Here is a 26,573-nt window from a genome sequence, read left to right on the forward strand (position 1 = left end):
CACGGCCGGCAGACAGCGGATTTACGGCACTCCGCCCGTATCCGGCGCGGCCGGACACGGGCGGAGGCGGTGGATCAGTGGGTCAGCGCTGGAACTGCACCGGCCCCGCGTTGCGGGCCATCTGCTCCAGCCGGGCGACGCGGTCCTCCATCTTGGGGTGCGTGGAGAAGAGCGCTGCCACGCCGCCACCCCGGAACGGGTTGGCGATCATGAGGTGCGCGGTGCTGGTGAGCTGCCCCTGGGCCGGGAGAGGCCGGCGCCGGGCCACCGCGTCGATCTTGCGGAGCGCGCTGGCGAGGGCCAGCGGGTCGCGGCTCAACTCGGCGCCTGAGGCGTCCGCCTGGAACTCGCGGCTCCGGCTGATCGCCAACTGGATCACCGTGGCCGCGATCGGGCCCAGGATCAGGGTGAGCAGCAGCACAGCCGGGTTCGGGCGGTCCTCGTCGTCCCCGCCGCCGATCGGGATGAAGAAGGCGAGGTTCGCCAGCAGGGTGATGATGCTGGCCAGGCCGGCCGCCACGCTGGAGATCAGAATGTCCCGGTTGTAGACGTGGGACAGCTCGTGCCCGATCACGCCGCGCAGCTCGCGGTAGTCGAGGATCTCGGTGATGCCCTGGGTCACGCAGACGGCCGCGTGTTGCGGGTTACGACCCGTCGCGAACGCGTTTGGCTGCGCGGTCGGGCTGACGTAGAGCCGCGGCATCGGTTGCCGGGCGTCGGTCGCGAGCTCCCGAACCATTCGGTACAACTCGGGGAACTGCGCCTCGGTGACCGGTTGGGCCCCCATCGAGCGCAGTGCGAGCTTGTCGGAGTAGAAGTAGGAAACGCCGTTCATGACCAGCGAGATGACGACGGCGATGACCAGGCCGCCGCTGCCGCCGAACCAGTAGCCCACCGCCAGGATCAGGGCGCTGAGCAGGCCTAGCAGCGCTGCGGTCTTCAGACGGTTGTGGTGCACGATGTCTCCTTCGGTGCACGGATCGCCGGGATCCGCTGACCGGTTCAACAACCCGGTACCCGCCAACCATCCGTTACAACGCTGAGAGTTGACTGAGACTGCACCGCAGGTCAGCGGCCGGCCAGGTCGAGCACCAACTGCGGGGCGACACCGAGCACCACGGCGGCCACCGTCGCCACCGCCAGCACCACCGCCACCACCCCCACCAGGGGTACGGCCGCAGCGCCACCGACGTTCGGGATGCCGACGGGATTCGGCGCCCAGAGCGCGGCGGTCACCCGTAGGTAGTAGGCCAGCCCGATCACCGCGTTCAGCGCCACCACAAGCGCCAGCCAGGCCGCGCCACCGTCAAGCAGTGCCCGTACCACCGTCACCTTCGCGAACAGGCCAGCCAGCCCCGGCGGCAGGCCAGCCAGCCCCACCAGCGCGAGACCGAACGCCGCTGCCCGCCACGGGTGCCGGCGGGCCGCCCCACGCAGGTCGTCGAGCGTGCCGCCGTCCGCCCCCGTCGGCCGCAGGGCCGTCACTCCGGCGAAGGCGGCCAGCTCCAACACCACGAAGAAGACGGCGTACGCCACGGCGGCCGCGTACGCGGCGGACCTCGCCTCGTCGGTGCGCCCGGCGGCGAGCGCCAACGCCCCCAGTGGGGCGAGGATGTACCCGGCCTGCGCGACTGACGACCAGGCGAGCAGCCGGACGGTCCGCCGCTGACGCAGGGCGACCAGATTGCCGACGGTCATGGTGAGCACGGCGAGCAGGGCGAGCACCGGCCCGGTCTGGTCCGCCGGCAACGCCCGCTGCACCACGACGAGCAGGGCGACCAGGCCGCCCAGCTTCGACGCCGTGGACAGGTACGCGGCCACCGGCAGCGGCGCACCGTCGTAGGTGGCCGGCGCCCAGGCGTGGAACGGCACCGCCGCCACCTTGAAGGCCAGGCCGACGAGCAGCACCGCCACCGCGGCGGTGGTCAACGGCAGGTCCCGTAGCTCCGGCTGCTCGGCGAGCAACGTGCCGAGCCGGCCGAGGTGCAGACCGCCTGTCACCGCGTACAGCAACGCCGCACCGAGCAGGGTCAGCGTGGTCGCCACCACGCTGACCACGAAGAACGTCAACGCCGCTTCGGCACTCGCGAGGCTCCCCCGGCGCAGGCCGACAAGCACGTACAGCGGCAGGGTCAGCGCCTCCAGGGCGACGATCAGGGTGATCAGGTCACCGGCGGCACCGAGCACCACGCCTCCGGTCATCGAGCAGGCCAGCAGGAAGCAGTACTCCCCCACCGGCGACCGCCCCGCCCGGAGCGCGGGCACCGACAGCCCGAGCACCCCGAGGGTGAGCAGCGCGACCACCGCGCCGACCAGGGCAGCGCGACCACCGAAGATCCACGAGCAGTCGGCACCCACGCAGAACGTCCGACGCTCCGCGCCCGCCCCGACCAACGCGGACCCCACGGCGGTCGCGAGAGCGCCGAGCGCGGCCACCGCGACGGTGGCCCGGGGCCGAGCCACGAGCAGATCGGTGATGAGCACGAGCACGGCCGTGCCGGCGGCCAGGTAGGCCGGCAGCAGCGCGACGCTGTCCACGCTCTGCACGCCGGTCATGGTCCGACCACCTCGATCAGGGCGTCGACGGGGGCCTCGGCAACGCCGAGGACCAGCGCTGGCGCCAGCCCGATCGCCAGCGCGAGCAGCACCAGCGGCACCCACGCGGTCAACTCCGCGCCGGCCAGGCCGGGGCCGACAGGCGCGACGGCGGGGCTCGGACGGTTGTGGGTGACCTGGCGCAGCAGGCGCAGGAAGTACGCGGCGGTGAGCGCCGCACCGACCGCGGCCAGCACCCCGAGGGTGGTCCAGAGCGGGCCGCCCACCTGCACGGCGGCGATCACCGCGAACGCCTCGCCCCAGAAGCCGGCCAACCCGGGCAGGCCCAGCGAGGCGATCGCCGCGAACGCCAGCAGACCCGCCAACCGGGGCGCGGTCTCGCGCAGCCCGGACAACTCGGCGAGGGTGCCCGTGCCGGTCCGGTCCTTCACTGCCCCGGCCAGGAAGAACAGCAGCCCGGTGATCACCCCGTGCGCGACGTTGCCGATAAGCGCCGCCTGGATGCCGACGGTGGTGAGCGTGGCGACGCCAAGCAGCACGAAGCCCATGTGCCCCACGCTCGAGTACGCGATCAGCCGCTTCACGTCGGTCTGGGCCAGGCAGACGAGCGAACCGATCAGGATCGCGGCGACGGCGAGCACGCCGAGCACCGGCGCCGCCCACCGGGCGCCCTCCGGTGCCACCCCCACCGCGACCCGGATCAGGCCGTACGTGCCCATCTTGAGCAGCACACCCGCCAACACCACACTGCCGACCGTGGGGGCCTGGGTGTGCGCGTCGGGCAGCCAGGAGTGCAGCGGCCACAGCGGGCTCTTCACCGCGAACGCCACCGCGAGCAGGGTGAACGCGGCCAACTGGGTGCCCCGGGACATCCCCGCGCCACCGGTGAGCGTCACCAGGTCGGCGGTGCCGGCGGCGGCGACCACGACGTACACGCCGACGAGCAGCAGCACCGAGCCGAAGAGCGTGTAGAGGGCGAACTTGCGGGCCGCCCGACGCCTGTCCGCCCCACCCCAACCGGCGATGATCGCGTACATCGGCAGCAGGACGACCTCGAAGAAGAGGAAGAACAGCACCAGGTCCAGGGCGAGGAAGGTGCCCAGGATGCCCACCTCGACCACCAGCAGCAGCGCCACGAGCGCCCGGCCGCTGCCGCCGTCCGGCACCCGCCACATCGTGTACGCGCAGCAGAGCAACGTGAGCAGCGCGGTCAGCACCACGAGCGGCCAGGAGATGCCGTCGACACCAAGGTGGAAGCGCAACTCCAGACCCGGCACCCAGGATCTGTCCAGTTCCAGCCACGGACGGACCGCAGGGTCGTCGCCCCACCCGATGTAATCGTCTGGGCGGCCGAACAGCAGCGCCACCGCGGCCAGCAGGGTCAGCGCCGCCGCGACCGTGCCGACCAGCCGGGCCGCCCGGTCCCGGGGCGTCGCCGCCACCGCGACCGCACCCAGCGCCGGCACCGCAAGCGCCGCAACCAGCAACCCCTGCCCGAACGTCATCGGTTGACTCCAACCAGGGCGGCGGCCAGGCCGATCAGCAACGCGCCGGCCAGCACACCTGCGGCGGCCCGGGGCAGCGCCGCGCGGTGCAGCGCGGCCAGCCCCGCACCCAGACCGGAAGCGGCTCGCCCGCTGCCCTCGACGGCCCCGTCCACCACCACCTCGTCACCGTTGCGCGCGGCGCGGGCAAGGGCGCGGACCGGTCGTACGACAAGGGTGTGCTGGACGTCGTCGAGCCGGAACGCGCGGGCGAAGACCGGCCGCAGCGGACCCAGCGCGGCCGCCGGGTCGGCGGACGGGTCACGCCGCCACCCCAGCGTGACCAGCGCCGCACCGACCAGCAGCAACGCCAGCGGCAGCAGCACCCCGGACCCCAGGTGGGCCAGGCCGTCCTCGGAGCCCGCCACCGGCACGGTGGGGAACCGCAGGCGGTCGGCGAACGCCCCGGCGAACCCGGCCAGACCGAGCAGCGCGGCCGGCACGGCCAGCAGCACCACCGGCCAGCGCAGCACCGCCGGCGGGTCGTGCGGCCGGAGCAGGGGCAGGCGCGGAGCGCCGAAGAAGGTGCGCAGCAGCAGCCGGCCGGCGTACCAGGCGGTGATCGCCACGCCGACCAACCCGGCGACCCAGACGATCCAGCCCACCCACGACGGCGCCGGGCCGGTGCCTTCCAGGGCGGCGGACTCGGCCACCGTGAGGACGCCGTCCTTGCTCCAGAAACCTGCCAACGGCGGCACCCCGGCCAACGCGCCCAGGCCCACCACGGTGCACCAGAACGTCACCGGCATGCTGCGCCGCAGCCCACCCATCTCCGACATCAGGGTGGTGCCCACGGCGTGGATCACCGCACCCGCGGCGAGGAACAGCAGCGCCTTGAACGCGGCGTGGGTGAGCAGGTGGAACAGCGCCGCCGCCGGTGAGCCGACCGCGAGCGCGCCGGTCATGTAGCCCAACTGGGACACCGTCGACCAGGCCAGCACGCGCTTGATGTCGTCCTGTGCGGTGGCGGCGAGCGCGCCGAGCAGCAGCGTGATCGCGCCGAGCACCCCCAGCACGGTCAGCGTCACCGGCGCGGCAGTGAACAGCGGGTAGAGCCGGGCCACCGCGTACACCCCGGCGGCGACCATCGTCGCGGCGTGGATAAGCGCGGAGATCGGCGTCGGGCCGGCCATCGCGTCCGGCAGCCAGGTGTGCAGCGGGAACTGCGCGCTCTTGCCGGCCACCCCGGCGAGCAGCAACAGGCCGGCGGCGGTCAACGTGGCGGTGGAGTGGTCGTGGGCGAGCACGTCGGCGATCCGGAAGCTGCCCGTCGACACACCGAGCAGCGCGATGCCGAGCAGGAACCCGACGTCACCGACCCGGGTCACCAGGAACGCCTTCATGGCCGCGGCGGGAGCGCCGGCCAGTCGGCGGTCATGGGCGATGAGCAGGTACGAGCAGAGGCCCATCACCTCCCAGCCGACCAACAACATGATCAGGTCACCGGCCACCACCACCAGCAGCATGGCCCCGGTGAAGAGGCTGATCTGGGCGGCGTAGGGCGGGTAGCGGTGGTCCACGTCGACGTCGTCGTGCGGACCACGCCGCAGGTAGCCGATCGAGTAGACCTGCACGGCCAGGGCGACAGCGGTGACCGCGACGGCGACGAGCGCGGCGGCCCCGTCCAGCCGTACGCCGAGGGTCACCGCGAGCCCGCCGACGTCGACCCAGGTGCGCGACGTCTCCGTCGGCCCGTCGACAGTGAGCAGCAGCGCGACGGCAAGCGCCAACGCTCCGGCCGCGCCGGTGACGCCGAGCGTCACGGCGGTCGTCCGGGCCCGGTCGCCGCCGGTCGCGCCGTCGCGTCGAGGGGCCGGCGGCAGCAGCAGCCCGAGCAACCCGGCGACCAGGGGTACGGCGGGAAGCAGCGCCCCGAGCAGCCCGGTCACCGGCCCGCCTCCGCGTCCAGGGCGGCCGGCTCGCGCCCGTCGACGGGACCCGGCGGTTCGGTCAACGGCACGTCGTCAACGGCGACGGTGGCCCGCAGCCGGTAGAGCTGAAGGACGATCGCCAGCCCCACCCCGATCTCGGCGGCGGCGAGGACGATGACGAACAGCGCGAAGACCTGCCCCGAGTGCGGGAGCACGGCGCGTGCGGTGGTGTCCGCGGTGACCAGGATCAGGTTGACCGCGTTGAGCATCAGCTCGACAGACATCAGCACCAGCACCGCGTTGCGGCGGCGCAGTACGCCGTACACGCCGAGGCCGAACAGCAGCGCGGCGGTGACGTACGGGATGACCGGCCTCACCGACGCCCCCCGGGCTCGCTGTCGACCAGGTCGCCTGCCGTGCCGTCGCGTTGCGGGGCGGCTCGGCCGATGTCCGGGCGGGACAGCACGATCGCACCGACGAGCGCGGACAGCAGCAGCACCGAGAGCACCTCGAACGGCAGCACCCAGGACTGGAAGATCTGCTCACCCAGCCGCTCGGCGGTGCCAGCGGCGGGCAGTGTGACGGTGCTCCAGCGGTACGCGTCGACGAGCAGGACGGTCAGCCCCAGCCCGGCACCGCCACCGATCAGGGCGGCCGGCCAACCGGGTCGGTCCAGGTCGTCGGAGGCCCCGATCGGTGCCCGGGTCAGCATCACCGCGAACAGCAGCAGGACCACCACCGCGCCCACGTAGATCAACACCTGGACCCAGGCCACCAACTCGGCACCGAGCACCAGGAAGTCACCGGCCAACGCGCCCAGGCACACCACCAGATAGAGCCCGGCCCGGACCAGATGTTTCGTGGTCACCACCAGCACACCGGCGCCGACCGCCACCGCGCCGAGGGCGAGCAGCAGCACGTCCGCGCCGGTCACCACGCCGCCCTCTCGACCGGGGTGCTCACGACGCGGCACCCGGGTCGGCGTCGGGCTCGGGGCGTACCGCAGGCGGAGCGGGACGGGCGGCGGCCACCTTGCGCGCGGCGGAGGTCTCCTCCTTGGCCGGCTCGCCGTTCGGGTCGTGCGCCGGCGGCGGCGGAACGGTGGCCATCCACTGACCGAGGTGGTCCTTGTCGTGCAGCAGGTCCTTGATGTCGTACTCGGCGTACTCGAACTCCGGCGACCAGTAGAGCGCGTCGAACGGGCAGACCTCGATGCAGATGCCGCAGTACATGCAGAGCGAGAAGTCGATGTCGAACTTGTCGAGCACGTTGCGCTGCCGGGGGCGGGCGGCGCCGGGCACCGCCACCTCCTCCTTGTGCGAGTCGATGTAGATGCACCAGTCCGGACACTCGCGGGCGCAGAGCATGCAGACCGTGCAGTTCTCCTCGGACAACGCGATCACGCCGCGCGAGCGGGGCGGCAGGTCGGGGGCGACGTCCGGGTACTGCTGGGTGGTCGAGCGGCTGGTCATCGTCTTGAGGGTGACCGCCAGCCCCTTCACCAGGCCCGCGCCGGGAAGGCCGCGCTCGCCGGTGTCACCGCGCTCGCTGGGGTCGCTCATGTCGACCATCCTGCCCTGTGGCCCCGGCGCGCGCGACCACCACCCACAGGTCCACGATCCCAGGGCCCACCTGTCACCCGCCGATCGGCCCGCTCACGCCCCGGGTCCGCCCACGACGGTCGGGGGGAGCATCTCGACGCCGAGTTGTTGCAGCAACTGGAACAACTCGGTGCAACTCCACACCTCGACGATCCGGCCCGCCGCGTCGAAGCGCAGGAACGTCGCCCCCGAGTAGCTGACCACCTGACCGGTCGGCGGCACCGGCCCGAACTGCCCGACGTGGGTGCCGGCGGCCCGCCAGTGCACGGCCACCCGCTCACCGGCCGCGACCACGTCGACGATCTTGTAGCGCAGGTCCGGGAAGGCCGCCCGACGCTCACGGTGCCAGGCAAGCGTCGCCTCCGGCCCGGTGCCACCCAGCCCCGGGCACTCCTCGGCGACCAGCTCGTACGCCGACTCCTCCAGGCGGGCATTCCACACGTCCGCGATGAACCGCCGGGCCGCCGCCTCCACATCCGTCATGCCGGCAGGGTATCCGGGGCCGCTGTCGAGCCGTAGATCCGTGAGGATGGGGTAGAGACACACTGACCCAGACCGGGAGGGTGACGTGGGCGAGGAAAAAGGCGGCAAGTACGTCGAGCCAGGCGGCGAGTTCACCCGCGACCAGCGGTACATCGCCACCCGGATCACCGAGGACGGGCGGGACGGCTACCCCGTCGAGCCGGGTCGGTACCGACTGGCGGTGAGCCGGGCCTGCCCCTGGGCCAACCGTCTGATCATCGTACGGCGGTTGCTCGGTCTCGAGGACGCCATCTCGATGGCCGTCGCCGGCCCGACCCACGACGCCCGGAGCTGGACCTTCGACCTCGACCCCGACGGTCGGGACCCGGTACTCGGCATCGAGCGCATCCAGGAGGCGTACTTCAAGCGCTTCCCCGGCTACGAACGCGGCATCACCGTGCCGGCGATCGTCGACGTGCCGACCGGGCAGGTGGTGACGAACGACTACGCGCAGATGAGCCTGGACCTGTCCACGCAGTGGGGCGCGTACCACCGTGAGGGCGCACCGCAGCTCTACCCCGAGCACCTGCGCGAGCAGATCGACGAGGTCAACGACGTGGTGTTCCGGGACGTCAACAACGGCGTGTACCGGTGCGGGTTCGCCGGCAGCCAGGAAGCCTACGACAAGGCGTACCACCGGCTCTTCGACCGACTGAACTGGCTCACCGAGCGGCTGACCGACCAGCGCTACCTGGTCGGCGACACCATCACCGAAGCCGACGTGCGGCTGTTCACCACACTGGTCCGCTTCGACCCCGTCTACCACGGTCATTTCAAGTGCAACCGGCAGAAGCTGAGCGAGATGCCGGTGCTGTGGGCGTACGCCCGGGACCTGTTCCAGACCCCCGGTCTCGGCGACACCATCGACTTCGACCACATCAAGCGGCACTACTACGAGGTGCACCGCGACATCAACCCGACCGGAATCGTTCCGCTCGGCCCCGACCTGTCCAACTGGCTCACCCCACACGGCCGTGAAGCACTCGGTGGCCGCCCCTTCGGCGACGGCACCCCGCCCCCACCCCCCGCCGAACCGGTAGACCCGAAACACACCCCGCTGCGCTGACCCGGCCCCGCCGAACCCGCCTGCCCGCCTGCCCGCCCGCCCGCCCGCCCCAGCCTGCGCGATCTTGCAGTTTCGGTTGCCGATTAGAGTGCTACGCCCCTTATGCCGGCACAGAAAGTGCAAGATCGCGGGCCAGTGACGCCCCTACCCCGTCGATCATGGAGTTGTGGTGCCTGGATTGGGGCTCCACGGGTTATTTGTCACCCACCACAACTCCATGATCGACGGGGTAGGCAGGGCCGGCAGGGCAGGGCCGGGCGGGGAGGCCGCAGCTAGGTGGGGACTAGAGCGCCAGGCGGACGGCTGCGGTCAGGACCAACTGGGCCAGGGACGCGGGTACCAGCACCAGCCAGCAGAGGCGTTGGAGTTGGTCCTCGCGTAGCCGGGGGTAGGACACCCGGAGCCAGATGATCACGAAGGACACCGCGAAGATCTTGAGCAGCGTCCAGAGCCAACCCAGCTGGTCGTCGGCGAACGGGCCCTGCCAGCCGCCCAGGAACAGCACCGTGGTCAGTGCGGCGATCACCACGATGCCGACGTACTCGGCGAGGAGGAAGAACGCGAACCGGAGACCGGTGTACTCGGTCATGTAGCCGAAGACCAGCTCCGAGTCGGCCACCGGCATGTCGAACGGTGGTCGGCGGATCTCGGCCAGCCCGGCGACAAAGAAGATGATCATTGCGGGCGCCTGCCAGAGCAGCCACCACGGCTGCCACGCCTCGACGATGCCGGACAGGCTGAGCGTGCCGGCCGCCATCGCCACCGACGCGGCGGCCAGCACCAGCGGCAGTTCGTAGCCGAGCAGCTGGGCCGCCCCCCGCAACCCACCCAGCAGGCTGTACTTGTTCGCCGACGCCCACGCCGACATCAGCACCGCCACCACCCCGACGCCGACCACGGCCAGCACGAAGAAGAGGCCGATGTCCAACGGTTGCCCGACCAGATCGTTCGGCCCGAGCGGAATGACCAGCAGCACCAGCAGGTAGGGCACCAGAGCCACCGCCGGCGCCAGTCGGAACACCGCCCGGTCCGCCTCGCGCGGCGTGATGTCCTCCTTCTGCACGAACTTGACCCCGTCGGCCACCAGCTGTGCCCAACCGTGGAAGCCGCCCGCGTACATCGGGCCGAGCCGGCCCTGCATGTGCGCCATCACCTTGTGCTCGGCCTGGCCGACGAGCAACGGCAGGGTGAGGAACGCGACCACCACCCCGCCGATCCGCAGCACCAGCTCCACCCAGAGCGGCATCAGGCCGTACCCCCGTCGTGGTCGCTCCGACCATCGCGGCCCGGCGGGTCAGCGACCGGCTCGACCCCCGACCCGGCCGGGTCGGCCGACCCCGGGCCAGCCTGGTCAGATGCCGCCGCGCCCGACACGGACTCAGCACCGGGCACGGACTCAGCGCCCGGCCCAGCGCCGGTTACGGAACCGGCGGCCGGGCCTGCGTCGGGTGCGGGCTGGTCGGCAGGGGACGGGCCGTCGGTGGTGCCGGCGGGCCGGGGAGTACGCGCCGGACGGGCACCCGGGGCGGGCCGTGCCGGACGTTCACGGGCCGGTCTGGCCGGGGTGCCGCCGCGCGGGCCCTCACCCACTCCACCGGCGCCGGCCGGGGTGGGCGTGGAGCCCCACTCGCCGGGAGCGGGGACGCCCGGCGGGCGGATCGGTCGACGCCCGCCGCCGGCCTCGGACTCGCCCGGCTCCTTCGCACCCGGCCAGGGCTTGGCCACCCGGGAGGCGAGCACGAACTCCTTACGCAGCGGGTGGCCCTCGAACTCCGGGGGCAGCAGCAGTGGTAGCAGTTCGCCGTGACCGGCGAAGTCGATGCCGAACATCTCGTGCGTCTCCCGTTCGTGCCAGGCGGCACCCGGGTAGACGTCGACCACCGAGGCGACGGTGGGCGCTTCGCGCGGCAGCCGGGTACGCAGCAGCAGGCCGTGGCGCAGCCGCGTCGACCAGAGGTGTGCCACCACGTCGAAGCCGTCGGCCAGCTCGTCGACGGCGGAGAGCCAGTCGAAGAAGTCGCAGGCCAGCTCGGTGTCGTCACGGGTGGCGGAGACCGCGGTCAGCCAACTCGTCGGCGGCACGTCGACGGTGGCCCGGGCGAACCGTTGCCCGCCGGAGACCGACGGGGTCGCCTCGACCGGCGCGAGCAGCGCGACCAGTCGAGCGCCGACCTCTTCGGGAGTCATGCCGCTGATCCTAGTGCCGCCCGGGCCCGCACCTGGCCGCCGCCGATGCCCGACGATCTGCCGGCTTTGGGCGCGGCGTACGCCTGGGCGGGGAAAGATGAGGGTGTGCGCGCTGTGACGGTGAGACCCGGGGTCGCCAACTCGCTGAGCCTCGTCGAGGATCAGCCGGAGCCGGCTGCCGAGGAGGGCGCTGTCCTGGTCGAAGCGCTTGCGGTGGGGATCTGCGGCACCGACCACGAGATCATCGTCGGGGAGTACGGCGAGGCGCCGCGGGGTGCGGAACGCCTGATCATCGGGCACGAGTCACTGGGCCGGGTGATCGAGGATTCGAGCGGCACGCTGCAACCCGGTGACCTGGTGGCCGGGATCGTCAGGTACCCCGACCCGGTCCCCTGCCCCAACTGCGCGGTCGGCGAGTGGGACATGTGCCGCAACGGTCGGTACACCGAGCACGGCATCAAGGCGCTCTCCGGGTTCGCCCGGGACCGCTGGCGGGTCGAGCCGCAGTTCGCGGTCAAGCTCGACCCGGCACTTGCCCAGGTCGGCGTTCTGCTGGAGCCGACGAGTGTGGTGGCGAAGGCCTGGGACCACATCGAGCGGATCGGGCACCGGGCCGAGTGGCAGCCGCAGACCGTGCTGGTGACCGGGGCCGGGCCGATCGGGCTGCTGGCCGCGTTGCTCGGCACCCAGCGCGGGCTCACCGTCCACGTGCTGGACCGCAACACGGAGGGGCCGAAGCCGGAGCTGGTCGCCGGGCTCGGTGCCACGTACCACACGGTGCCGGTCAACGACCTGCCCTTCGAGCCGGACGTGGTGATCGAGTGCACCGGCGCTCCCACCGTGGTCCTCGACGTCATGTGCAAGGCGGCCCCTACCGGGATCGTCTGCCTGGCCGGGGTGTCCAGCGGTGGTCGGAGCATCGACTTCGACGCCGGGGCTCTCAACCGGGCGTTGGTGCTGGAGAACAACGTGGTGTTCGGCTCGGTGAACGCCAACCGGCGGCACTGGAGCATGGCCGCGCAGGCACTGGCCCGCGCCGACCAGGTCTGGCTCGAGTCGCTGATCACCAGGCGGGTGCCGGTGAACCGGTACGCCGACGCGTACACCCCGGGGCCGGACGACATCAAGGTGGTGCTGGAGTTCGCCTCCTGAGCTGCGGCCCCGTCGATCAGATGCCCGGCAGTCGCCCGTTGCGGAACAGGTCGACGAAGAGCTGGTGGTCCTGGCGGGCGCGCACCCCGTACGCGTGCGCGAAGTCGACCAGGTGGGCGACGAAGCCCGGCTCGTCGGTGCCAACCGCCGCGACGATCGCCTCCTCGGTGGAGTAGTCCACCAGGTCGTGACTGGATTCGTCGTCGGCGACCGAGTGCATCCGGGCCACCGCCCGGCCGAGGTCGACGAGAACCCCGGTCAGTTCCTCCGGCTCGTTCACGTCCGACCAGTCCAGGTCGGCGGCGTACGGGGAGACCTCGGCGACGAGCTGACCGGCCCCGTTCAGCTCGGTGAAGCCCAGCCACGGGTCGGCGTGCGCCTGCAACGCCCGCTGCGACTCGGCGGTCCGGTGCCCCTGGTGCTGAAAGTAGCCACGGACCGACTCGTCGGTGACGTACCGCGCCACGGCCGGCACCTGCGCCTGCTTCATGTAGATGACGACGTCGTTCTCGAGTGCCTGGGTGTGCCCCTCCAGCAGCAGGTTGTACGACGGCAGCCCGGCCGAGCCGATCCCGACACCCTTGCGCAGCACCACGTCCTTGATCCGCGCCGCCACCGGACGGAGCTGGGTCGAGGCGGTCGGCAGGGTGCCCAGGTAGTCCTGGAAGGCGGCGCTGACCACGTCCCGGGTGGCCGCGTCGATCTCGAAGACCCCGTCGCCGATGGAGAACCGTCGCTCGTAGTTGTCGATGGTGGTCTGCGCGGCGAGCAGGTCGACGCGGGTGTTCAGCCGGGCCCGTTGCAGCACCCGGCGCAGCACCCCGTCGGCGTTGTCCAGGGTGATCGACCCGATGGCGTCGTCACCGCCGGCGGCGATGGCCCGCAGCTCGGTCAGGTACGACCGGGCGAACCCGCCCACCAGCTCCCCGATCGCCGTGTCGGAGAGCGCCTTGCCGTAGCCCAGCAGCGCCACGCTCGCCGCGAGCCGGCGCAGGTCCCAGGTGAACGGCCCGACGTACGCCTCGTCGAAGTCGTTGACGTTGAACACCAACTGCCCGGAGGCGTTCATGTAGGTGCCGAAGTTCTCCGCGTGCAGGTCACCGTGGATCCACACCCGGCTGGTCCGCTCGTCGAGGAACCTGTCGTGGGCGAAGTCACCGCGCTGGTCGGCGTAGAACAGCGCGGCGCTGCCCCGGTAGAAGGCGAACGGCGAAGCCGCCATCTTGCGGAACTTGCGCCGGAACGCGGCCGGGTCGATCGCCATCGACGCGCCGAACTCCGCGGTGAGTACGTCGACGATGTGGGCGGACCGCTGGTCCGCTGAGCTGCTCATAGTCCGCAGGCTAGTGCGGCGGGTCCACCGCGGTTGACGAACCGACCACCCGTCGGTCGGGCACCGCGTGACCGCCCCGGAACTCAGGCCGCCCCGGAACTCAGGCCGCCCCGGAACTCAGGTCGCCTCGGAACTCAGGTCGCCTCGGAAGTCAGGTCGCCCCGGAACTCAGGTCGCGGCGGGTGGGCGGACCGGCGGGGCGGTGAGCGAGTCGACCGAGCGTGGCGCGGCAGCCTCGCGCGGCGGAGCGTCGAGCGGCGCGGCGAGCGCGTCCCGTTGCGGCACGCCCCCGATGCCGGACTGCTCGGCGGCGATCTTCTCCTGCAGGCGCAGGATGCCGTGCAGCAGCGCCTCCGGCCGGGGCGGGCAGCCGGGAACGTACACGTCGACCGGAATGAGCTGGTCGACGCCCTTGGTCACCGAGTACGAGTCCCAGTAGGGGCCGCCGCAGTTGGAGCAGGCGCCGAACGAGATGACGTACTTCGGCTCAGGCATCTGGTCGTAGAGCCGCTTGATCGCCGGGGCCATCTTGTCGGTCACCGTGCCGGAGACCACCATCAGGTCGGCCTGGCGGGGGCCGTGGGCGAACGGGATCACGCCGAGTCGGATGAAGTCGTGCCGACCCATGCTCGTCGCGATGAACTCGATGGCACAGCAGGCCAGCCCGAAGTTGAACACCCAGAGCGAGTAGCGGCGCCCCCAGTTCAGCACGAACCGGATCGGCTCGCCGAGCACTGCCGGCAGCTGCACGAGCGCCCCCTCTCCTCCTCGACAGTGAATCACAGGCGTCGTCCGTACGGTCCGGCGGTGAGCGGCCCGTACGCCCCGCCGGGTGTCTCCGAGCCGACAACATTCGGCGACGATCGACGCGCAACCTGTCGACGCGTTCGCTTGTGTGACCGGTGCTGGCGAACACACCGCCGGCAGCCGCCACGGGGAGGACGAGTGCTTGTGACACGAGATGTGCGGGTGGGCGGACGCCCACCGGACCCACCGGGAACCGCCACCTCCCCGGCCGCGGAGTTGGTCTTCGACGACTTCTACCACGCCCACTTCCGCGGGCTGGTGGTGCAGTTGACCGCGTACACGGGTGACCGCGGGCAGGCGCAGGATCTGGTTCAGGAGGCGTTCTGTCGGGCGTACGCCCGCTGGGACCGGCTGGTCGAGTACCAGGACCCGCTGGCCTGGGTACGTCGGGTCGCCTGGAACCTCGGCCACAACCGCTGGCGGCGGCTGCGGACCGCCCAGCTGTGGCTGCTGCGGCAGCGGGAGACACACGTCGCCGAGCCGAGCCCGGACCGGGTCGCCGTCGACGCCGCACTGGCGAAGTTGCCGCCGAAGCAGCGGCGGGCCGTCGTCCTGCACTACCTCGCCGACCTGACGATCGCGGAGATCGCCGCCCAGGAGCAGGTCGCGGAGGGGACGGTCAAGTCCTGGCTGCACCGCGGCCGGGCCGCGCTCGCCACGCACCTGCGCGACACCAGAGAGGAGGTGCGGGATGTCTGAGCAGGAAATTCTCGACCTCGCCGAAGAGTTCGGCCGATACCGGCGTACCGCGCTGGCGGAGGTCGAGGCGCCCGGACCCGCCGCCGTTCGGCGGACGGTACGAAGCCGCGGCCGACGCCGGCTCGCGGCCACCGCCACGACGGCGCTCGCCCTGTTCGGCGGGTCGGCGGTCGGATACGCGGCGATGAACGGCCCGGATCACCGACCTGGCCCGGTCGAGCCGACGCCGAGTGTGTCGGTGTCGCCGCCGCCGCTGCCGACGCCGACGACGTCGACCCCCAGCCCGGCGGGTACCAGCACCAGCCCGAGCACGCCGGTGCCGCAGGGCCGGTTCAGCCGGGCGCAGTTACTGGGAGCGCCGGTGACCCTGCCGGCGTGGCGGGCCGGGCCGGGCTGCCCGACGACGCAGACGCGGCTCACCGCCGATGCCCGCGAGGGTCAGAACTGGCTTCTGGCGCTCGACCACGGCGACGTCGACGGCGACGGCGCGGTGGAGACGGTGGCGCTCGTGCAGTGCGTGTTCGGCACCGGCGGGCCGATGCAGGTGGTCGCCTTCGACCGCGACGAGGAGGGGAAGGTGACGACGCTCGGCCGGGTGGTCGCGACCACCATCGACAAACCGCAGTGGCTGTTCGCGCTCGATGTCGTGGGCGACGGCACGGTCCGCGTGGAGGTCGGTGACATCGCTCCCGGGGGCGGCTGGCCCGGCGAGTGGTCACAGCGGCAGTGGCGGGGCTACCGCTGGAAGGGCGAGGCCTTCACGCAGGTGTCCGGGCCGACGACCTTCGGCCAGAACCCGAACTCGGCGGACGTCGCGGTCACCGTCACCGACCTCGTGCTGACCACGGCGGACGACGGCTCCCGAACGGGTACGGCCACCGTGCGGGTGCGTAACCGGAGCACCAAGCCGGTCGCCCACGTCGACCTACGGCTGGGCTTACCCGCATCGGTGCGCCCGGACGTCGACGGGTGGGGCCCGTGTGGGGGCGAGCCGCAGCACACGAGCGAGCCGGTGACCTGCCGCCTGGATCGGCTGGCAGCGGGGGCGGAGGTGCGGCTGGACCTCAGCTTCCGGGTGGCCGAGGGAATCACGCTGGGCACGGGGAAGGCCGACGTGGACGTCCGGCCGATGAGCAGCGGGTTCAACTACCTGATGGAGATCAACGACGCCGACAACCTGGTACAGATGACCTACCGCTGACAGGCCGGCCGCCGGCCGCACCGTACGCCACGGGGGCGTACGGCGCGGCCGGCGCTGCGGTCACCAGCTCGGACGTTGCAGCAGGCCGACGAACTCGACGAGCAGCCGCTCCCGCAACGCCGGCGGCGCGGCGTCGAGCAGCGTGTTGACCACCGCCATCCGCTCCGGCAGCGGTGCACCGTCCGCCTCGCCGCCCATGCCCAGCCCGGCGGCCAGGCCGACGACCACCTCCGGAGTCAGCGCGTCAGGGGTGAGGGCACCGACCAGAGCCGTCAGCTCCGCGGGCAGCCGCACCGGGCCGGCCGCTCGCGCCGCCGCCACCGCCTCGTCCAGGTCCGGCCCGAACTCGGCCACCCGGGGCGCGACGGCGGCGGTCACCGTGAGGTGCACACTTGCGGGCAGCCCGGCGTACGAGAGCTGAGGTTGGGTGTGCCAACCCCGCACGGTCAGCTCGTCGACCAGGACGAACAGGTCCGGGCCATCCTCCGTGGCGGTGAAGCAGACCACTGTCGACTCCGGCTCCGCCATCAGCCGCAGCCCGTCGGCGGCACGCACCGCGTCGGCCAGACCGGCGACCGCGTCCCGGGTGGTGGCGGTCAGCCGCAGGTAACCGTCGTCGCCGAGGTGACGCACGGTGGCGTACGCGGCGGCGATCGGCCCGCCCGAGCGGGTGGACGCGATCACCGGGTTGATCATCGTGTAGCCGGGCCAGTCGGCGTACGCGAAGTACTGCGGAGCACGAAGTGTGGCGTCCCGGTGCAGCAGCACCGACACCCCCTTCGGGGCGTACGCGTACTTGTGCAGGTCGACCGAGATGGAGGTGACCCCGGGCACCGCGAAGTCGAACGCCGGCACCGGCTCCCCGAGACGGCGCAGGTACGGCAGGGTCCAGCCGCCGAAGCAGGCGTCGACGTGGCAGCGCACCCCGGCCTCGGCGGCGGCAGCGGCGATCTGCCCGACCGGGTCCACCACCCCGTGCGCGTACGACGGCGCGGAGCAGGCGACGAGCACCGTCTCCGGGCGGATCGCGGCGGCCATCGCGGCCGGGTCGGGGCGCAGCGTCTCCGGGTCGACGGGTACGACGTCCAGTGCCACCCGCAGGTAGTGCGCCGCCTTGGCGAATGCCGCGTGCGCGCTCGACGGCACCACGATCCGGGGTGCGGAGATCTCCGGGTGGGCGTCCCGGGCGGTCTTGACGGCGAGGATCAGCGATTCGGTGCCGCCGCTGGTGATGCTGCCGACGACGTCGGGTGCGGTGGTGCCCGGGCCAGCGCCGAGCACCCGGGCGGCGGCAGCGACGAGGGCGTTCTCCATCGCCAGCAGGGACGGGAACGCGGTCGGGTCCAGGCCGTTGACGTGCGCGCTCTCCCGGTGGGCTGCGGCGGTCAGCTCGTCCAGCCCCGGTACCGCAGGGTCGTAGACGTACGCGAACAGCCGTCCGCCGTGGGTGGGCGCGTCAGCCGCTCGCAGCTTCCGCACCTCGTCGAGTGCCTGTTCCGCCGGAACCCCGGTGGCGGCGAGCGCCCCGGCCTCCACCCTGTTCTCGTCGATCATGGAGTCGTGGTGCCCTTCTCGTGACGGTTAACGGCTCTCATCGCCCAGCACAACTCCATGATCGACCCGGTCGCTCCGCGCGGTGAGGGTGTACTGGCGCAGGAGGAGGATCGGCGGGGCGATGAGCAGGGCGGGGATCAGTGTGAAGCCGAGGAGGACGCCGAGCCTCGCCGTGTCGGACTGGACCGCCGCCGAGCCGGTGTCGGAGGAGACGTAGCCGGAAAGCTGGAGCACCAGCCCGTAGATGCCCGGGCCGAGCGCCAGGCCGAAGGTCTCCCCAGCGGTCCACAGGCCGGTGAAGACGCCCGCCTGCCGTCGCCCGGTGCGCGCCGTCTCGTCCGCGATGCAGTCCGGCAACATCGCCAATGCGAAGACCTGCTGTCCGGCGTACCCCACGCCGATAAGCGCGACCAGGAGATAGACGGCGACCGCCGGCAGCACCGGCGCGGCGACCAGGGCGAAAGCCCCGACGGCGAGGATCAGCGAGGCGATCACCAGGGCGGTGCGCTTGCCCAGCCGGGCACCGATCCGGGACCAGACCGGCATCACCAGCAACGCCGGCCCGACGAAGCAGACGAAGAGCAGGGTCGGCCCGCTCTCCTCGTCGCGCAGGATCTGCCCCGCGAAGTAGTTGACGCCGGCCAGGATCGTCGCCACCCCGGCGGACTGCACCACGAAGCAGATCAGAAGTGCCCGGAACGGGCGGTTGGCACCGGCCACCGCGAGTTGGGCGCGCAGGGTCGGCTCGCTCTCACCCACCGTGCCGGTCGGCGCGGACCGGGTGCCCAGGAACGCGCCGACTGCGCCGAGGGCGATCAGCACCGCCACGAACAGGCCCATCCAGCGGTGCCCGACCACGCCGTCACCGCCGGCGCTGACCACAAGTGGCGCGACCGCCCCGGAGACCAGGATGGCAAGCGCCAGCACCGCGATCCGCCAGGTCATCAACCGGGTGCGCTCGGCGTAGTCGCCGGTCAGCTCCGCCGGCATCGCCACGTACGGCACCTGGAAGAAGGCGAACGCGGTGGCGGTGGCGAGGAAGGCGAACGCCACGTACGCCGCGGCGGCGGAACCGTTACCGAACGGCGCGGCGAAGATCGACGCGAACAGGACGGCGAGCGCGAGGCCGGCGACGAGCAGGTAGGGCCGGCGGGCGCCCCACCGTGACCGGGTGCGGTCGGAGATCCGCCCGGCAACCGGGTTGACCAGCACGTCCCAGGCCTTGGGCAGCAACACCAGCAGGGCGGCCAGCCCGGCGGCCACGCCCAGGGTGTCGGTCAGGTACGGCAACAGCAGCAGACCGGGCACGGTGCCGAACGCTCCGGTCGCCAGGGAACCGAGCGCGTAGCCGGCGTGCACCGATCGGGGCAGCGAGCCGGTGGCTGACGAGCCGGCGCCCGGCGGCGTTTTCATGGGGCCGAATGTTACTCACGTTAGGTCTACGGCTGACCACCCTGCCGGCCCTGGTGAACACAACCGAACAGTCAGGTTGGCGGCACTGCAAACCCGCAACCGCGACAACTGTGTCGGAGTGTTAACGACGCCCAGGGCAGACCCGCCCGGCGGCAACGGGGAGGGGCAGTGACAGCAACGATGGGAGCCCGCGCCAACGAACCACCGGGGACACGGACGGCCGGTGACGTGGTCGCGACGATCACCTTCGACGACTTCTACCACGCGCACTACCGCGGCGTGACCGCCCAACTGTGTGCGTACACCGGGGATCTGGGGCAGTCACAGGACCTGGCCCAGGAGGCGTTCTACCGAGCGCTGGCCCGCTGGGACCGCCTGGTCCGGTACGACGACCCGGTCGCCTGGGTCCGACAGGTCGCCTGGAACCTGGCCAGAAGCCGGTGGCGTCGCCTTCGTACCGCCCGTAACCATCTGTTGCGGCAGCGACGCTCCGAGGCCGAGGTGGCCGGTCCGACCCCCGACCGGGTGGCGATCGACGCGGCGCTGGCGCAGTTGCCCGCGAGCCACCGCCGAGCGGTCATCCTGCACTACCTGGCCGACCTCTCCGTCAGTCAGATCGCCGCCCAGGAAGAAGTGGCCGAGGGCACCGTGAAGTCATGGCTGCACCGCGGCCGGACGGCCCTGGCCGGGCTGCTCGACGAGAACACCGAGGGGGTGTCCGATGGATGACCTCGATGCGCGACTGCGCGAGCGGCTCACCGCGTACCGCAATGGCGTGGTGACCCAGGTCGCCGGCCCTGGCCCGGACCGGGCCCGGTATCTCCTCCGCCGACGCCGCCGGATGACTGCGGTGGCCGTGGTCGCGACGGCGGTCGCCCTGGTGGTGGCCCCCATCGTCGCCAACGCCGCGCTGCGTGGCGACCAGAACCAGCCGGCCCTGGCGGCGTCCGTCGAACCGACGGCGCCGCCGACGTCGGCACCGCCGACGCCCACACCCACCCCGACGCCGGCGGCGACCACAGACGCCCCGAAGCCCCCGGACGGACGGATCAGTCGGGCCCAACTGCTCGCCGCCCACGTCGACCTGCCGAGTTGGCCGTCGGGCCCGGCGGAGGGCGGCTGCGCCACCTCGAAGGTCCGACTCAGGACCAGCACGACGCAGACCTTCGTGTCGGAGTTGGCGGACGACGCGTTCCAGTACGGCGACCTGGATGACGACGGCGCCGTCGAGACCGTCGCCGTCGTCGCCTGCCGGTACGGCGAGGCGTCGGCGAAGCAGGTGGTGGCCTTCGACCGGGACCCGGACGGTCGGATCGTGACCGTCGGCAGGGTGGTCCGAACCGGCGACGGGTTCGACGACATTCGCGCGGTGGAGATCAAGGGGAACGGGTCGGTCGAGGTGCGGGTGGCCGACATCGTGCCGTGCTGCGGCACCCCTACCTACCTGCGACGGGAGCAGGTGCGGACCTACCGGTGGGACGGGGAGCGATTCGACCAGACCGACGGCCCCACGTCATTCGGCAAGGACCCCCGACTCACCGACCTGAGGTTGAGCATGACCCACGAGCGGACCGAAGTCCCCGGTTCCGTCGCCCGGCGCAAACTGACCATCGTCCTCACGGTCACCAACGCCGGGCCGGTCGACGCACCCCAGATCGCCATCCGTGGCTTCGACCTGGAGACCAGCGGCGCGGACTGGTCGAAGTGCGACCCGACGCACGCGGCCGAGACCAACAACCGGGCGTGCCTGCTACCCGGAGTGCCGGCCGGTGAGTCGCGGCGCTACACGTTCGTCCAGCTCGTGCCGAGCAAGACCGGGGCCGACGCGCAGACCAGAGGATTCTGGGTCGCCCACCACGACGCCCAGGACCGCGAGTGGCCCGACCTGAACAGGGAGGACAACAGCGTCGATCTCCCCTTCAAGCTCTGAACCACGCATCCGCGCGGCGTTGGTCACCGGTCCTCGTCCGGTGACCAACCCGCCGCCGCGATGTCCACACCCTCGCCGCGCAGCGGCACCCCCTCGGACCGCAGTCGCGCCCGCGCCTCCCGCTCGTGCCCCGGAGGCAGTCGGCCGCTCGCGGTCACCACCCGATGCCAGGGCACCGACCCGCCATGCCGCGCCAGGATGGCGCCGACCAGCCGGGCCGAGGTGCGACCCGAGCGCTCGGCCAGCGCGTCAGCCACCCCGCCGTACGACATGACCCGGCCCTCCGGGATCCGCTCGACCAGATCGAGCACCGCCTCGACGTACTCGTCAGGAGTCACAATCCGCCACCATATGGGAACGCCGCCGGGCGGTGCGGCCGTGACCACGCAGAATGGTCGGGTGCGCGACGCAGTCACGACGGCCCGACGGGTCGTCGTCAAGATCGGATCCTCCTCGTTGACCACCGCCACCGGCGGGTTGGCCGACGAGCGCGTCGACACGCTCGTCGACACCCTCGGTCGGCTCACCGCCGAAGGGCGCGAGGTGGTGCTGGTCTCGTCCGGCGCCATCGCCGCCGGGCTCGCCCCACTCGGGCTGCCCCGACGCCCGCGCGACCTGGCCACCCAGCAGGCCGCCGCCAGCGTCGGGCAGGGGCTGCTGATCGGCAGGTACGCGGCCAGCTTCGCCCGGCACGGCCGCACCGTCGGGCAGGTGCTGCTCACCGTCGACGACGTGACCCGGCGAGCGCACTACCGCAACGCGTACCGGACGCTGCGCAAGCTGCTCGACCTGCGGGCGGTGCCGATCGTCAACGAGAACGACACGGTGGCCACCCAGGAGATCCGCTTCGGCGACAACGACCGGCTGGCCGCCCTGGTGGCCGCCCTGGTCCACGCCGACCTGCTGGTCCTCCTCTCCGACGTGGACGCGCTCTGGACCGGCGACCCCACCAACCCGCACTCGACCCGGATCACCGAGGTCCGCGACGACGCGGACCTCGCCGGCATCACCATCGGCGGGGCCGGCCGCTCCGGCGTCGGCACCGGCGGCATGGTGACGAAGGTCGAGGCCGCCCGGATCGCCACCGGCTTCGGCATCCCGGTGGTGCTCACCGCCGCCGACCTGGCCGCGCCGGCGCTGGCCGGCGAGCCCGTCGGCACGCTCTTCCACCCGCAGCGGCAACGCCCGACGGCCCGGCTGTTCTGGCTGGCCCACGCCACCTCACCCCGGGGCCGGTTGCACCTCGACCCGGGCGCGGTCGCCGCCGTCGTCGGGCGGCGCAAGTCGCTGCTCCCGGCCGGCATCACCGCCGTGGACGGCACGTTCACCGCCGGCGACCCGGTCGACCTGGTGGACACCGCCGGCGCGTCGGTCGCCCGAGGGCTCGTCAACTACGACGCGGTGGAGCTGCCCGGGCTGCTCGGCCGCTCCACGTCCGAACTCGCCGCGGCGCTCGGCCCGGCGTACGAACGAGAGGTCGTCCACCGCGACGACCTCGTGCTGCTGTGAGGAGTCGATGATGAGCGTCGTCGAGCAGGCGCGACGGGCGCGGGACGCCGCCGCCGAGTTGGCCGTGGCCACGCGTACGGTCAAGGACGCCGCGCTGGTGGCGATGGCCGACGCGCTTGTGGCGCGTACCCCGGAGATCCTGACCGCGAACGAGACGGACCTGGCGGCCGGGCGCGAGGCCGGGCTGAGCGCGGCCGTGCTGGACCGACTCGCGCTCGACGCGGGCCGGGTCGCCGGCATCGCCGACGCGCTGCGTGCGATGGCCGCGCTGCCCGACCCGGTGGGTGAGGTCGTCCGCGGGTCCACTCTGCCCAACGGCCTGGAGCTGCGCCAGATCCGGGTGCCGTTCGGGGTCGTCGGCATCATCTACGAGGCGCGACCCAACGTGACAGTGGACGCCGCCGGGATCTGTCTGAAGTCCGGCAACGCGGCGCTGCTGCGCGGGTCGTCGTCGGCCGCGCACTCCAACGCCGCGCTCGTCGCGGTGCTTCGCGACGCGGTCTCCGGGGCGGGTCTGCCCGCCGACGCGGTGCAGTTGCTCGACGCCAGCTCCCGCGACTCGGTCAAGGAACTGATGCGCGCCCGAGGGCTCGTCGACGTGCTCATCCCGCGCGGTGGAGCGTCGCTGATCCGCGCCGTCGTCGAGGAGTCGACAGTGCCGGTGATCGAGACCGGGGTGGGCAACTGCCACGTCTACGTCGACGCCGCCGCCGACCTCGCGAAGGCCGTCGCGATCACGCTCAATGCCAAGACGCAGCGCCTCTCCACCTGCAACACGGCCGAGTCGCTGCTGGTGCACGCGAGCGTCGCCGACGCGTTCCTGCCGCCGGTGCTTGCCGCTTTCGCCGAGGCGGGGGTGACGGTGCACGGCTCCCCCGAGGTGGCCGCGTACTCCGCCGCCGTGGTCCCGGCCACCGACGAGGACTACGCCACCGAGTACCTGTCCGCCGACATCTCCGTGGCGGTGGTCGACTCGCTTGACGCGGCGGTCGCGCACATCCGTCGCTACGGCACCGGGCACACCGAGGCGATCGTCACCGACTCGACGAGCGCGGCCCGCGACTTCGTCGCCCGCGTGGACGCGGCGGCGGTGATGGTGAACGCGTCGACCCGGTTCACCGACGGGGGCGAGTTCGGCTTCGGCGCGGAGATCGGCATCTCCACCCAGAAGCTGCACGCCCGCGGCCCGATGGGCCTACCCGAGCTGACCAGCACCAAGTACGTGGTAACCGGCGACGGCCACCTGCGCTGAGCCCTCGCCGCTCCCGCCCGCCTCCCCCGTCGATCTTGCACTTAGTGTTGTGCCATAACGGGCAAACAACCCGAGTCGGCAACCGAAACTGCAAGATCGGCGCGTCGGGGGGTCGGGGCGGGTCGGGGGGTCGGGGGCGTTGGGGCAGCTCAGCTCTTGGGGCGGGCCGCTCGGATCGCCGCCAACGTGGCGTGCACGTCGAACTGGTGGCCGTCGTCGCTCTCCCAGCCGCCGTCGCTGCGCTGGGTCTCGGCCAACCGGCGCAGCGCCCGCACCATGATCCAGTCCTGCGGGTCGACGCCGGCCCGGCGCAGCGTGGCCGCCAACCAGGCCACGTCGCCGGGGGACATCTTCGGCATCCGCTCGGCGAGCACCACCTGGATGCGCGCCGACTCCTGGAACATCTCCTGCCGGTGCAGTACGGCCGCGCTCAGCCAGCCCGCGGCGAGGAACGACGGCCAACTGCCGTCCGGGCGGAGCCGCGCGGCGAGCGAGTGGGCCGCCGCCTGCACCACCCCGGCGTACGCCCCACCGACCCGATGGTCCAGCGGACCCGAGGCTCGGGCGTCCAGGCCGGCGACGGTGAGCCAGAAACCGGCGTTTGCGGACACGAGGAACCCGGCCTCCGGATCGCCGGGTCGGGCCCACTCCGGTGCCGAGTCGGCAAGCGACGCGTCCTCTTCCCAGCCGCCGTCGGCCTGCTGCCGGGACGCCAGCCAGTCGAGCGCGCGCCGGGCTGCGGGACGACCGAGCGCGCCCAGGTCGTCCAGTTCGACGAGGCGGAAACAGGTGGCGTCGATCGAGGCGACCGGGCCGCCCCAGGTGGCCGGCCACCCGCCGTCGGGAGACTGGCCCACCTCGGCCGTCTCCAACAGTTCGGCGGGCACGACGGTGCCGTTGCGGAGCCAGGAGAGGCGGGCACGTTCCACCGCGTCCCCGTGCGCCACCACGAACCCGATCGCGGCTTCCAAGTCGACCACGGCGGAGACGCTACCTGCGCAGACGCCATGACGCCTCGGAGAATCGGCCAGGCCGCAATGGCTGCGTCGCTCCGGCCGTCGGGCTGCCCAGCGTCATCTGCGTCGATTCGCCGGGACGGCCACGTGGGCCGCCCCGGCCTGAACGGTCAGTACGCGGGCAGCGACGGGTCGATCTGCTTGATCCAGGAGAGCACGCCACCCTGCACGTGCACGGCGTCCTTGAAACCGGCCGCCTTGAGCGCGGCGAGGGCCTCCGCCGAGCGGACGCCGGACTTGCAGTGCAGCACGATCTGGCGGTCCTGCGGCAGTTTGGCGAGCGCCTCACCGGAGATGATGTCGCCCTTGGGGATCAGGGTGGCGCCGGGGATGCGGACGATTTCGTACTCGGCCGGCTCCCGTACGTCGACGAGGTAGATGTCCTTGCCGGCGTCCTGCCACTCCTTGAGCTCGAGTGCGGTGATGGTCGAGTCGAGGGTGGCTTCCTGGGCTTCTTCGGAGACCGCGCCGCAGAAGTCCTCGTAGTCTTCGAGCAGGTCGGTGACCGTCGGGTTCTCACCGCAGAGCGCGCAGTTCGGGTCCTTCCGAACCTTGATCTTGCGGTATTCCATCTCCAGGGCGTCGTAGACCATCAGGCGGCCGACGAGCGGCTCGCCGATCCCGGTGAGCAGCTTGATCGCCTCGTTCACCTGGATCGACCCGATGGACGCGCAGAGCACGCCGAGCACGCCACCCTCGGCGCAGGAGGGGACCATGCCGGGCGGCGGCGGCTCCGGGTAGAGGCAGCGGTAGCAGGGGCCGTGCTCGGCCCAGAACACCGACGCCTGGCCGTCGAAGCGGTAGATCGAGCCCCAGACGTACGGCTTGCCCAGCAGCACCGCCGCGTCGTTGACCATGTAGCGGGTGGCGAAGTTGTCGGTGCCGTCGACGATCAGGTCGTACTGGGCGAAGATCTCGCGGACGTTCTCCCGGTCCAGCGCGGTGTTGTGGATCTCCACGTTGACCAGGGGGTTGATCTCGCGGATCGACGCGGCGGCGGACTCGGCCTTGGAACGGCCGATGTCGGACACACCGTGGATGACCTGGCGCTGGAGGTTGGACTCGTCGACGGTGTCGAAGTCGATGATGCCGAGCGTGCCGACCCCGGCTGCGGCGAGGTACAGCAGGGCGGGCGACCCGAGGCCACCTGCGCCGACACAGAGCACCCGGGCGTTCTTGAGCCGCTTCTGCCCGGCCACCCCGACGTCCGGGATGATCAGGTGGCGTGAGTAACGGCGGATCTCGTCTACGGTCAGCTCGGCGGCGGGTTCGACGAGCGGGGGCAACGACACGGTGGACTCCCCGGGATCGGCGGTGTGAACCGCGCCATTGTTGCTCGCGGGGGCACCGCTCGGCCATG

General features: G+C 72.1%; 23 protein-coding genes and 2 pseudogenes. 8 read left to right on the forward strand and 17 right to left on the reverse strand.

The window, feature by feature from the left end:
* Positions 1 to 82: 82 nt before the first annotated feature.
* From htpX to AB0C15_RS23140, 8 genes are all read right to left on the reverse strand, one after another.
* Complete coding sequence (gene htpX / locus AB0C15_RS23105) at positions 83 to 958, reverse strand: zinc metalloprotease HtpX (protein ID WP_357355039.1); 876 nt, start codon at positions 956 to 958, stop codon at positions 83 to 85.
* Between the two features lie 110 nt (positions 959 to 1,068).
* On the reverse strand, positions 1,069 to 2,556 hold the full coding sequence (locus tag AB0C15_RS23110; protein WP_357355040.1) for a proton-conducting transporter membrane subunit: 1,488 nt from the start codon (positions 2,554 to 2,556) through the stop codon (positions 1,069 to 1,071).
* Positions 2,553 to 4,061, reverse strand: coding sequence for an NADH-quinone oxidoreductase subunit M (locus AB0C15_RS23115; protein ID WP_357355042.1), 1,509 nt, complete (start codon positions 4,059 to 4,061; stop codon positions 2,553 to 2,555). Before AB0C15_RS23115 ends, AB0C15_RS23110 begins: the two co-directional genes overlap by 4 nt.
* On the reverse strand, positions 4,058 to 5,989 hold the full coding sequence (locus AB0C15_RS23120) for an NADH-quinone oxidoreductase subunit L (protein WP_357355044.1): 1,932 nt from the start codon (positions 5,987 to 5,989) through the stop codon (positions 4,058 to 4,060). Before AB0C15_RS23120 ends, AB0C15_RS23115 begins: the two co-directional genes overlap by 4 nt.
* Positions 5,986 to 6,348 carry an NADH-quinone oxidoreductase subunit NuoK gene (nuoK, locus tag AB0C15_RS23125; RefSeq protein WP_357355046.1) on the reverse strand — a complete coding sequence of 121 codons (363 nt, stop codon included), beginning with the start codon at positions 6,346 to 6,348 and terminating at the stop codon, positions 5,986 to 5,988. Before nuoK ends, AB0C15_RS23120 begins: the two co-directional genes overlap by 4 nt.
* A complete protein-coding gene (locus AB0C15_RS23130) occupies positions 6,345 to 6,905 on the reverse strand; it encodes an NADH-quinone oxidoreductase subunit J (RefSeq protein ID WP_357355048.1) in 561 nt (186 codons plus the stop codon). The genes nuoK and AB0C15_RS23130 overlap by 4 nt, the downstream gene beginning before the upstream one ends.
* A gap of 25 nt (positions 6,906 to 6,930) precedes the next feature.
* A complete protein-coding gene (locus tag AB0C15_RS23135; protein ID WP_357355050.1) occupies positions 6,931 to 7,542 on the reverse strand; it encodes an NADH-quinone oxidoreductase subunit I in 612 nt (203 codons plus the stop codon).
* A gap of 84 nt (positions 7,543 to 7,626) precedes the next feature.
* Positions 7,627 to 8,055: an ester cyclase gene (locus tag AB0C15_RS23140; protein ID WP_357355052.1), complete on the reverse strand. Its 429-nt coding sequence runs from the start codon at positions 8,053 to 8,055 to the stop codon at positions 7,627 to 7,629.
* Positions 8,056 to 8,140: 85 nt separating this feature from the next.
* On the opposite strand from AB0C15_RS23140, the gene AB0C15_RS23145 reads away from it, so the two are divergent.
* The gene (locus AB0C15_RS23145; RefSeq protein ID WP_357355054.1) at positions 8,141 to 9,160 is read left to right on the forward strand and encodes a glutathione S-transferase C-terminal domain-containing protein; all 1,020 of its coding nucleotides are present in this window, start codon (positions 8,141 to 8,143) and stop codon (positions 9,158 to 9,160) included.
* A 283-nt stretch (positions 9,161 to 9,443) separates the two neighbouring features.
* Here the strand turns inward: AB0C15_RS23145 and AB0C15_RS23150 are convergent, their stop codons facing one another.
* Together AB0C15_RS23150 and AB0C15_RS23155 are read right to left on the reverse strand one after the other, a co-directional pair.
* A complete protein-coding gene (locus tag AB0C15_RS23150; protein ID WP_357355056.1) occupies positions 9,444 to 10,406 on the reverse strand; it encodes a complex I subunit 1 family protein in 963 nt (320 codons plus the stop codon).
* A 374-nt stretch (positions 10,407 to 10,780) separates the two neighbouring features.
* Positions 10,781 to 11,347 (reverse strand): annotated as a pseudogene (locus AB0C15_RS23155) (NADH-quinone oxidoreductase subunit C); the annotation flags it as partial.
* 105 nt (positions 11,348 to 11,452) lie between these two features.
* Between AB0C15_RS23155 and AB0C15_RS23160 the strand changes: the two are divergent.
* On the forward strand, positions 11,453 to 12,499 hold the full coding sequence (locus AB0C15_RS23160; protein ID WP_357355058.1) for a glucose 1-dehydrogenase: 1,047 nt from the start codon (positions 11,453 to 11,455) through the stop codon (positions 12,497 to 12,499).
* Between the two features lie 16 nt (positions 12,500 to 12,515).
* On the opposite strand, the gene AB0C15_RS23165 is transcribed toward AB0C15_RS23160, so the two are convergent.
* Both AB0C15_RS23165 and AB0C15_RS23170 read right to left on the reverse strand, forming a co-directional pair.
* Positions 12,516 to 13,832, reverse strand: a complete 1,317-nt coding sequence (locus AB0C15_RS23165) for a DUF2252 domain-containing protein (protein ID WP_357355060.1) — start codon at positions 13,830 to 13,832, stop codon at positions 12,516 to 12,518.
* Positions 13,833 to 14,000: 168 nt separating this feature from the next.
* The gene (locus AB0C15_RS23170; RefSeq protein WP_357355062.1) at positions 14,001 to 14,582 is read right to left on the reverse strand and encodes an NADH-quinone oxidoreductase subunit B family protein; all 582 of its coding nucleotides are present in this window, start codon (positions 14,580 to 14,582) and stop codon (positions 14,001 to 14,003) included.
* 219 nt (positions 14,583 to 14,801) lie between these two features.
* On the opposite strand from AB0C15_RS23170, the gene AB0C15_RS23175 reads away from it, so the two are divergent.
* Positions 14,802 to 15,338: a SigE family RNA polymerase sigma factor gene (locus AB0C15_RS23175; RefSeq protein ID WP_357355117.1), complete on the forward strand. Its 537-nt coding sequence runs from the start codon at positions 14,802 to 14,804 to the stop codon at positions 15,336 to 15,338.
* Complete coding sequence (locus AB0C15_RS23180) at positions 15,331 to 16,539, forward strand: hypothetical protein (protein ID WP_357355064.1); 1,209 nt, start codon at positions 15,331 to 15,333, stop codon at positions 16,537 to 16,539. The genes AB0C15_RS23175 and AB0C15_RS23180 overlap by 8 nt, the downstream gene beginning before the upstream one ends.
* Positions 16,540 to 16,599: 60 nt before the next feature.
* On the opposite strand, the gene AB0C15_RS23185 is transcribed toward AB0C15_RS23180, so the two are convergent.
* Together AB0C15_RS23185 and AB0C15_RS23190 are read right to left on the reverse strand one after the other, a co-directional pair.
* The gene (locus tag AB0C15_RS23185) at positions 16,600 to 18,093 is read right to left on the reverse strand and encodes an aminotransferase class V-fold PLP-dependent enzyme (protein ID WP_357355066.1); all 1,494 of its coding nucleotides are present in this window, start codon (positions 18,091 to 18,093) and stop codon (positions 16,600 to 16,602) included.
* 27 nt (positions 18,094 to 18,120) lie between these two features.
* Positions 18,121 to 19,506, reverse strand: coding sequence for an MFS transporter (locus AB0C15_RS23190; protein WP_357355068.1), 1,386 nt, complete (start codon positions 19,504 to 19,506; stop codon positions 18,121 to 18,123).
* A gap of 180 nt (positions 19,507 to 19,686) precedes the next feature.
* On the opposite strand from AB0C15_RS23190, the gene AB0C15_RS23195 reads away from it, so the two are divergent.
* Positions 19,687 to 20,235 carry a SigE family RNA polymerase sigma factor gene (locus AB0C15_RS23195; RefSeq protein ID WP_357355119.1) on the forward strand — a complete coding sequence of 183 codons (549 nt, stop codon included), beginning with the start codon at positions 19,687 to 19,689 and terminating at the stop codon, positions 20,233 to 20,235.
* Entirely contained in the window at positions 20,228 to 21,436 is a 1,209-nt protein-coding gene (locus AB0C15_RS23200; RefSeq protein ID WP_357355070.1) for a hypothetical protein, read from the forward strand. Before AB0C15_RS23195 ends, AB0C15_RS23200 begins: the two co-directional genes overlap by 8 nt.
* 23 nt (positions 21,437 to 21,459) lie before the next feature.
* On the opposite strand, the gene AB0C15_RS23205 is transcribed toward AB0C15_RS23200, so the two are convergent.
* Positions 21,460 to 21,774, reverse strand: coding sequence for an MGMT family protein (locus AB0C15_RS23205; protein WP_357355072.1), 315 nt, complete (start codon positions 21,772 to 21,774; stop codon positions 21,460 to 21,462).
* A gap of 13 nt (positions 21,775 to 21,787) precedes the next feature.
* Here AB0C15_RS23205 and proB point away from each other — a divergent pair, with 13 nt between their 5' ends.
* Complete coding sequence (proB, locus tag AB0C15_RS23210; RefSeq protein ID WP_357355074.1) at positions 21,788 to 22,945, forward strand: glutamate 5-kinase; 1,158 nt, start codon at positions 21,788 to 21,790, stop codon at positions 22,943 to 22,945.
* A 10-nt stretch (positions 22,946 to 22,955) separates the two neighbouring features.
* Positions 22,956 to 24,197 carry a glutamate-5-semialdehyde dehydrogenase gene (locus tag AB0C15_RS23215; protein WP_357355076.1) on the forward strand — a complete coding sequence of 414 codons (1,242 nt, stop codon included), beginning with the start codon at positions 22,956 to 22,958 and terminating at the stop codon, positions 24,195 to 24,197.
* 149 nt (positions 24,198 to 24,346) lie between these two features.
* Here the strand turns inward: AB0C15_RS23215 and AB0C15_RS23220 are convergent, their stop codons facing one another.
* Complete coding sequence (locus AB0C15_RS23220; protein ID WP_357355078.1) at positions 24,347 to 25,177, reverse strand: prenyltransferase/squalene oxidase repeat-containing protein; 831 nt, start codon at positions 25,175 to 25,177, stop codon at positions 24,347 to 24,349.
* A gap of 146 nt (positions 25,178 to 25,323) precedes the next feature.
* Positions 25,324 to 26,572 (reverse strand): annotated as a pseudogene (moeZ, locus tag AB0C15_RS23225) (adenylyltransferase/sulfurtransferase MoeZ).
* Position 26,573 lies beyond the last annotated feature (1 nt).

The organism is Micromonospora sp. NPDC048835, assembly GCF_040649995.1.
Taxonomy (GTDB): Bacteria; Actinomycetota; Actinomycetes; order Mycobacteriales; family Micromonosporaceae; genus Micromonospora.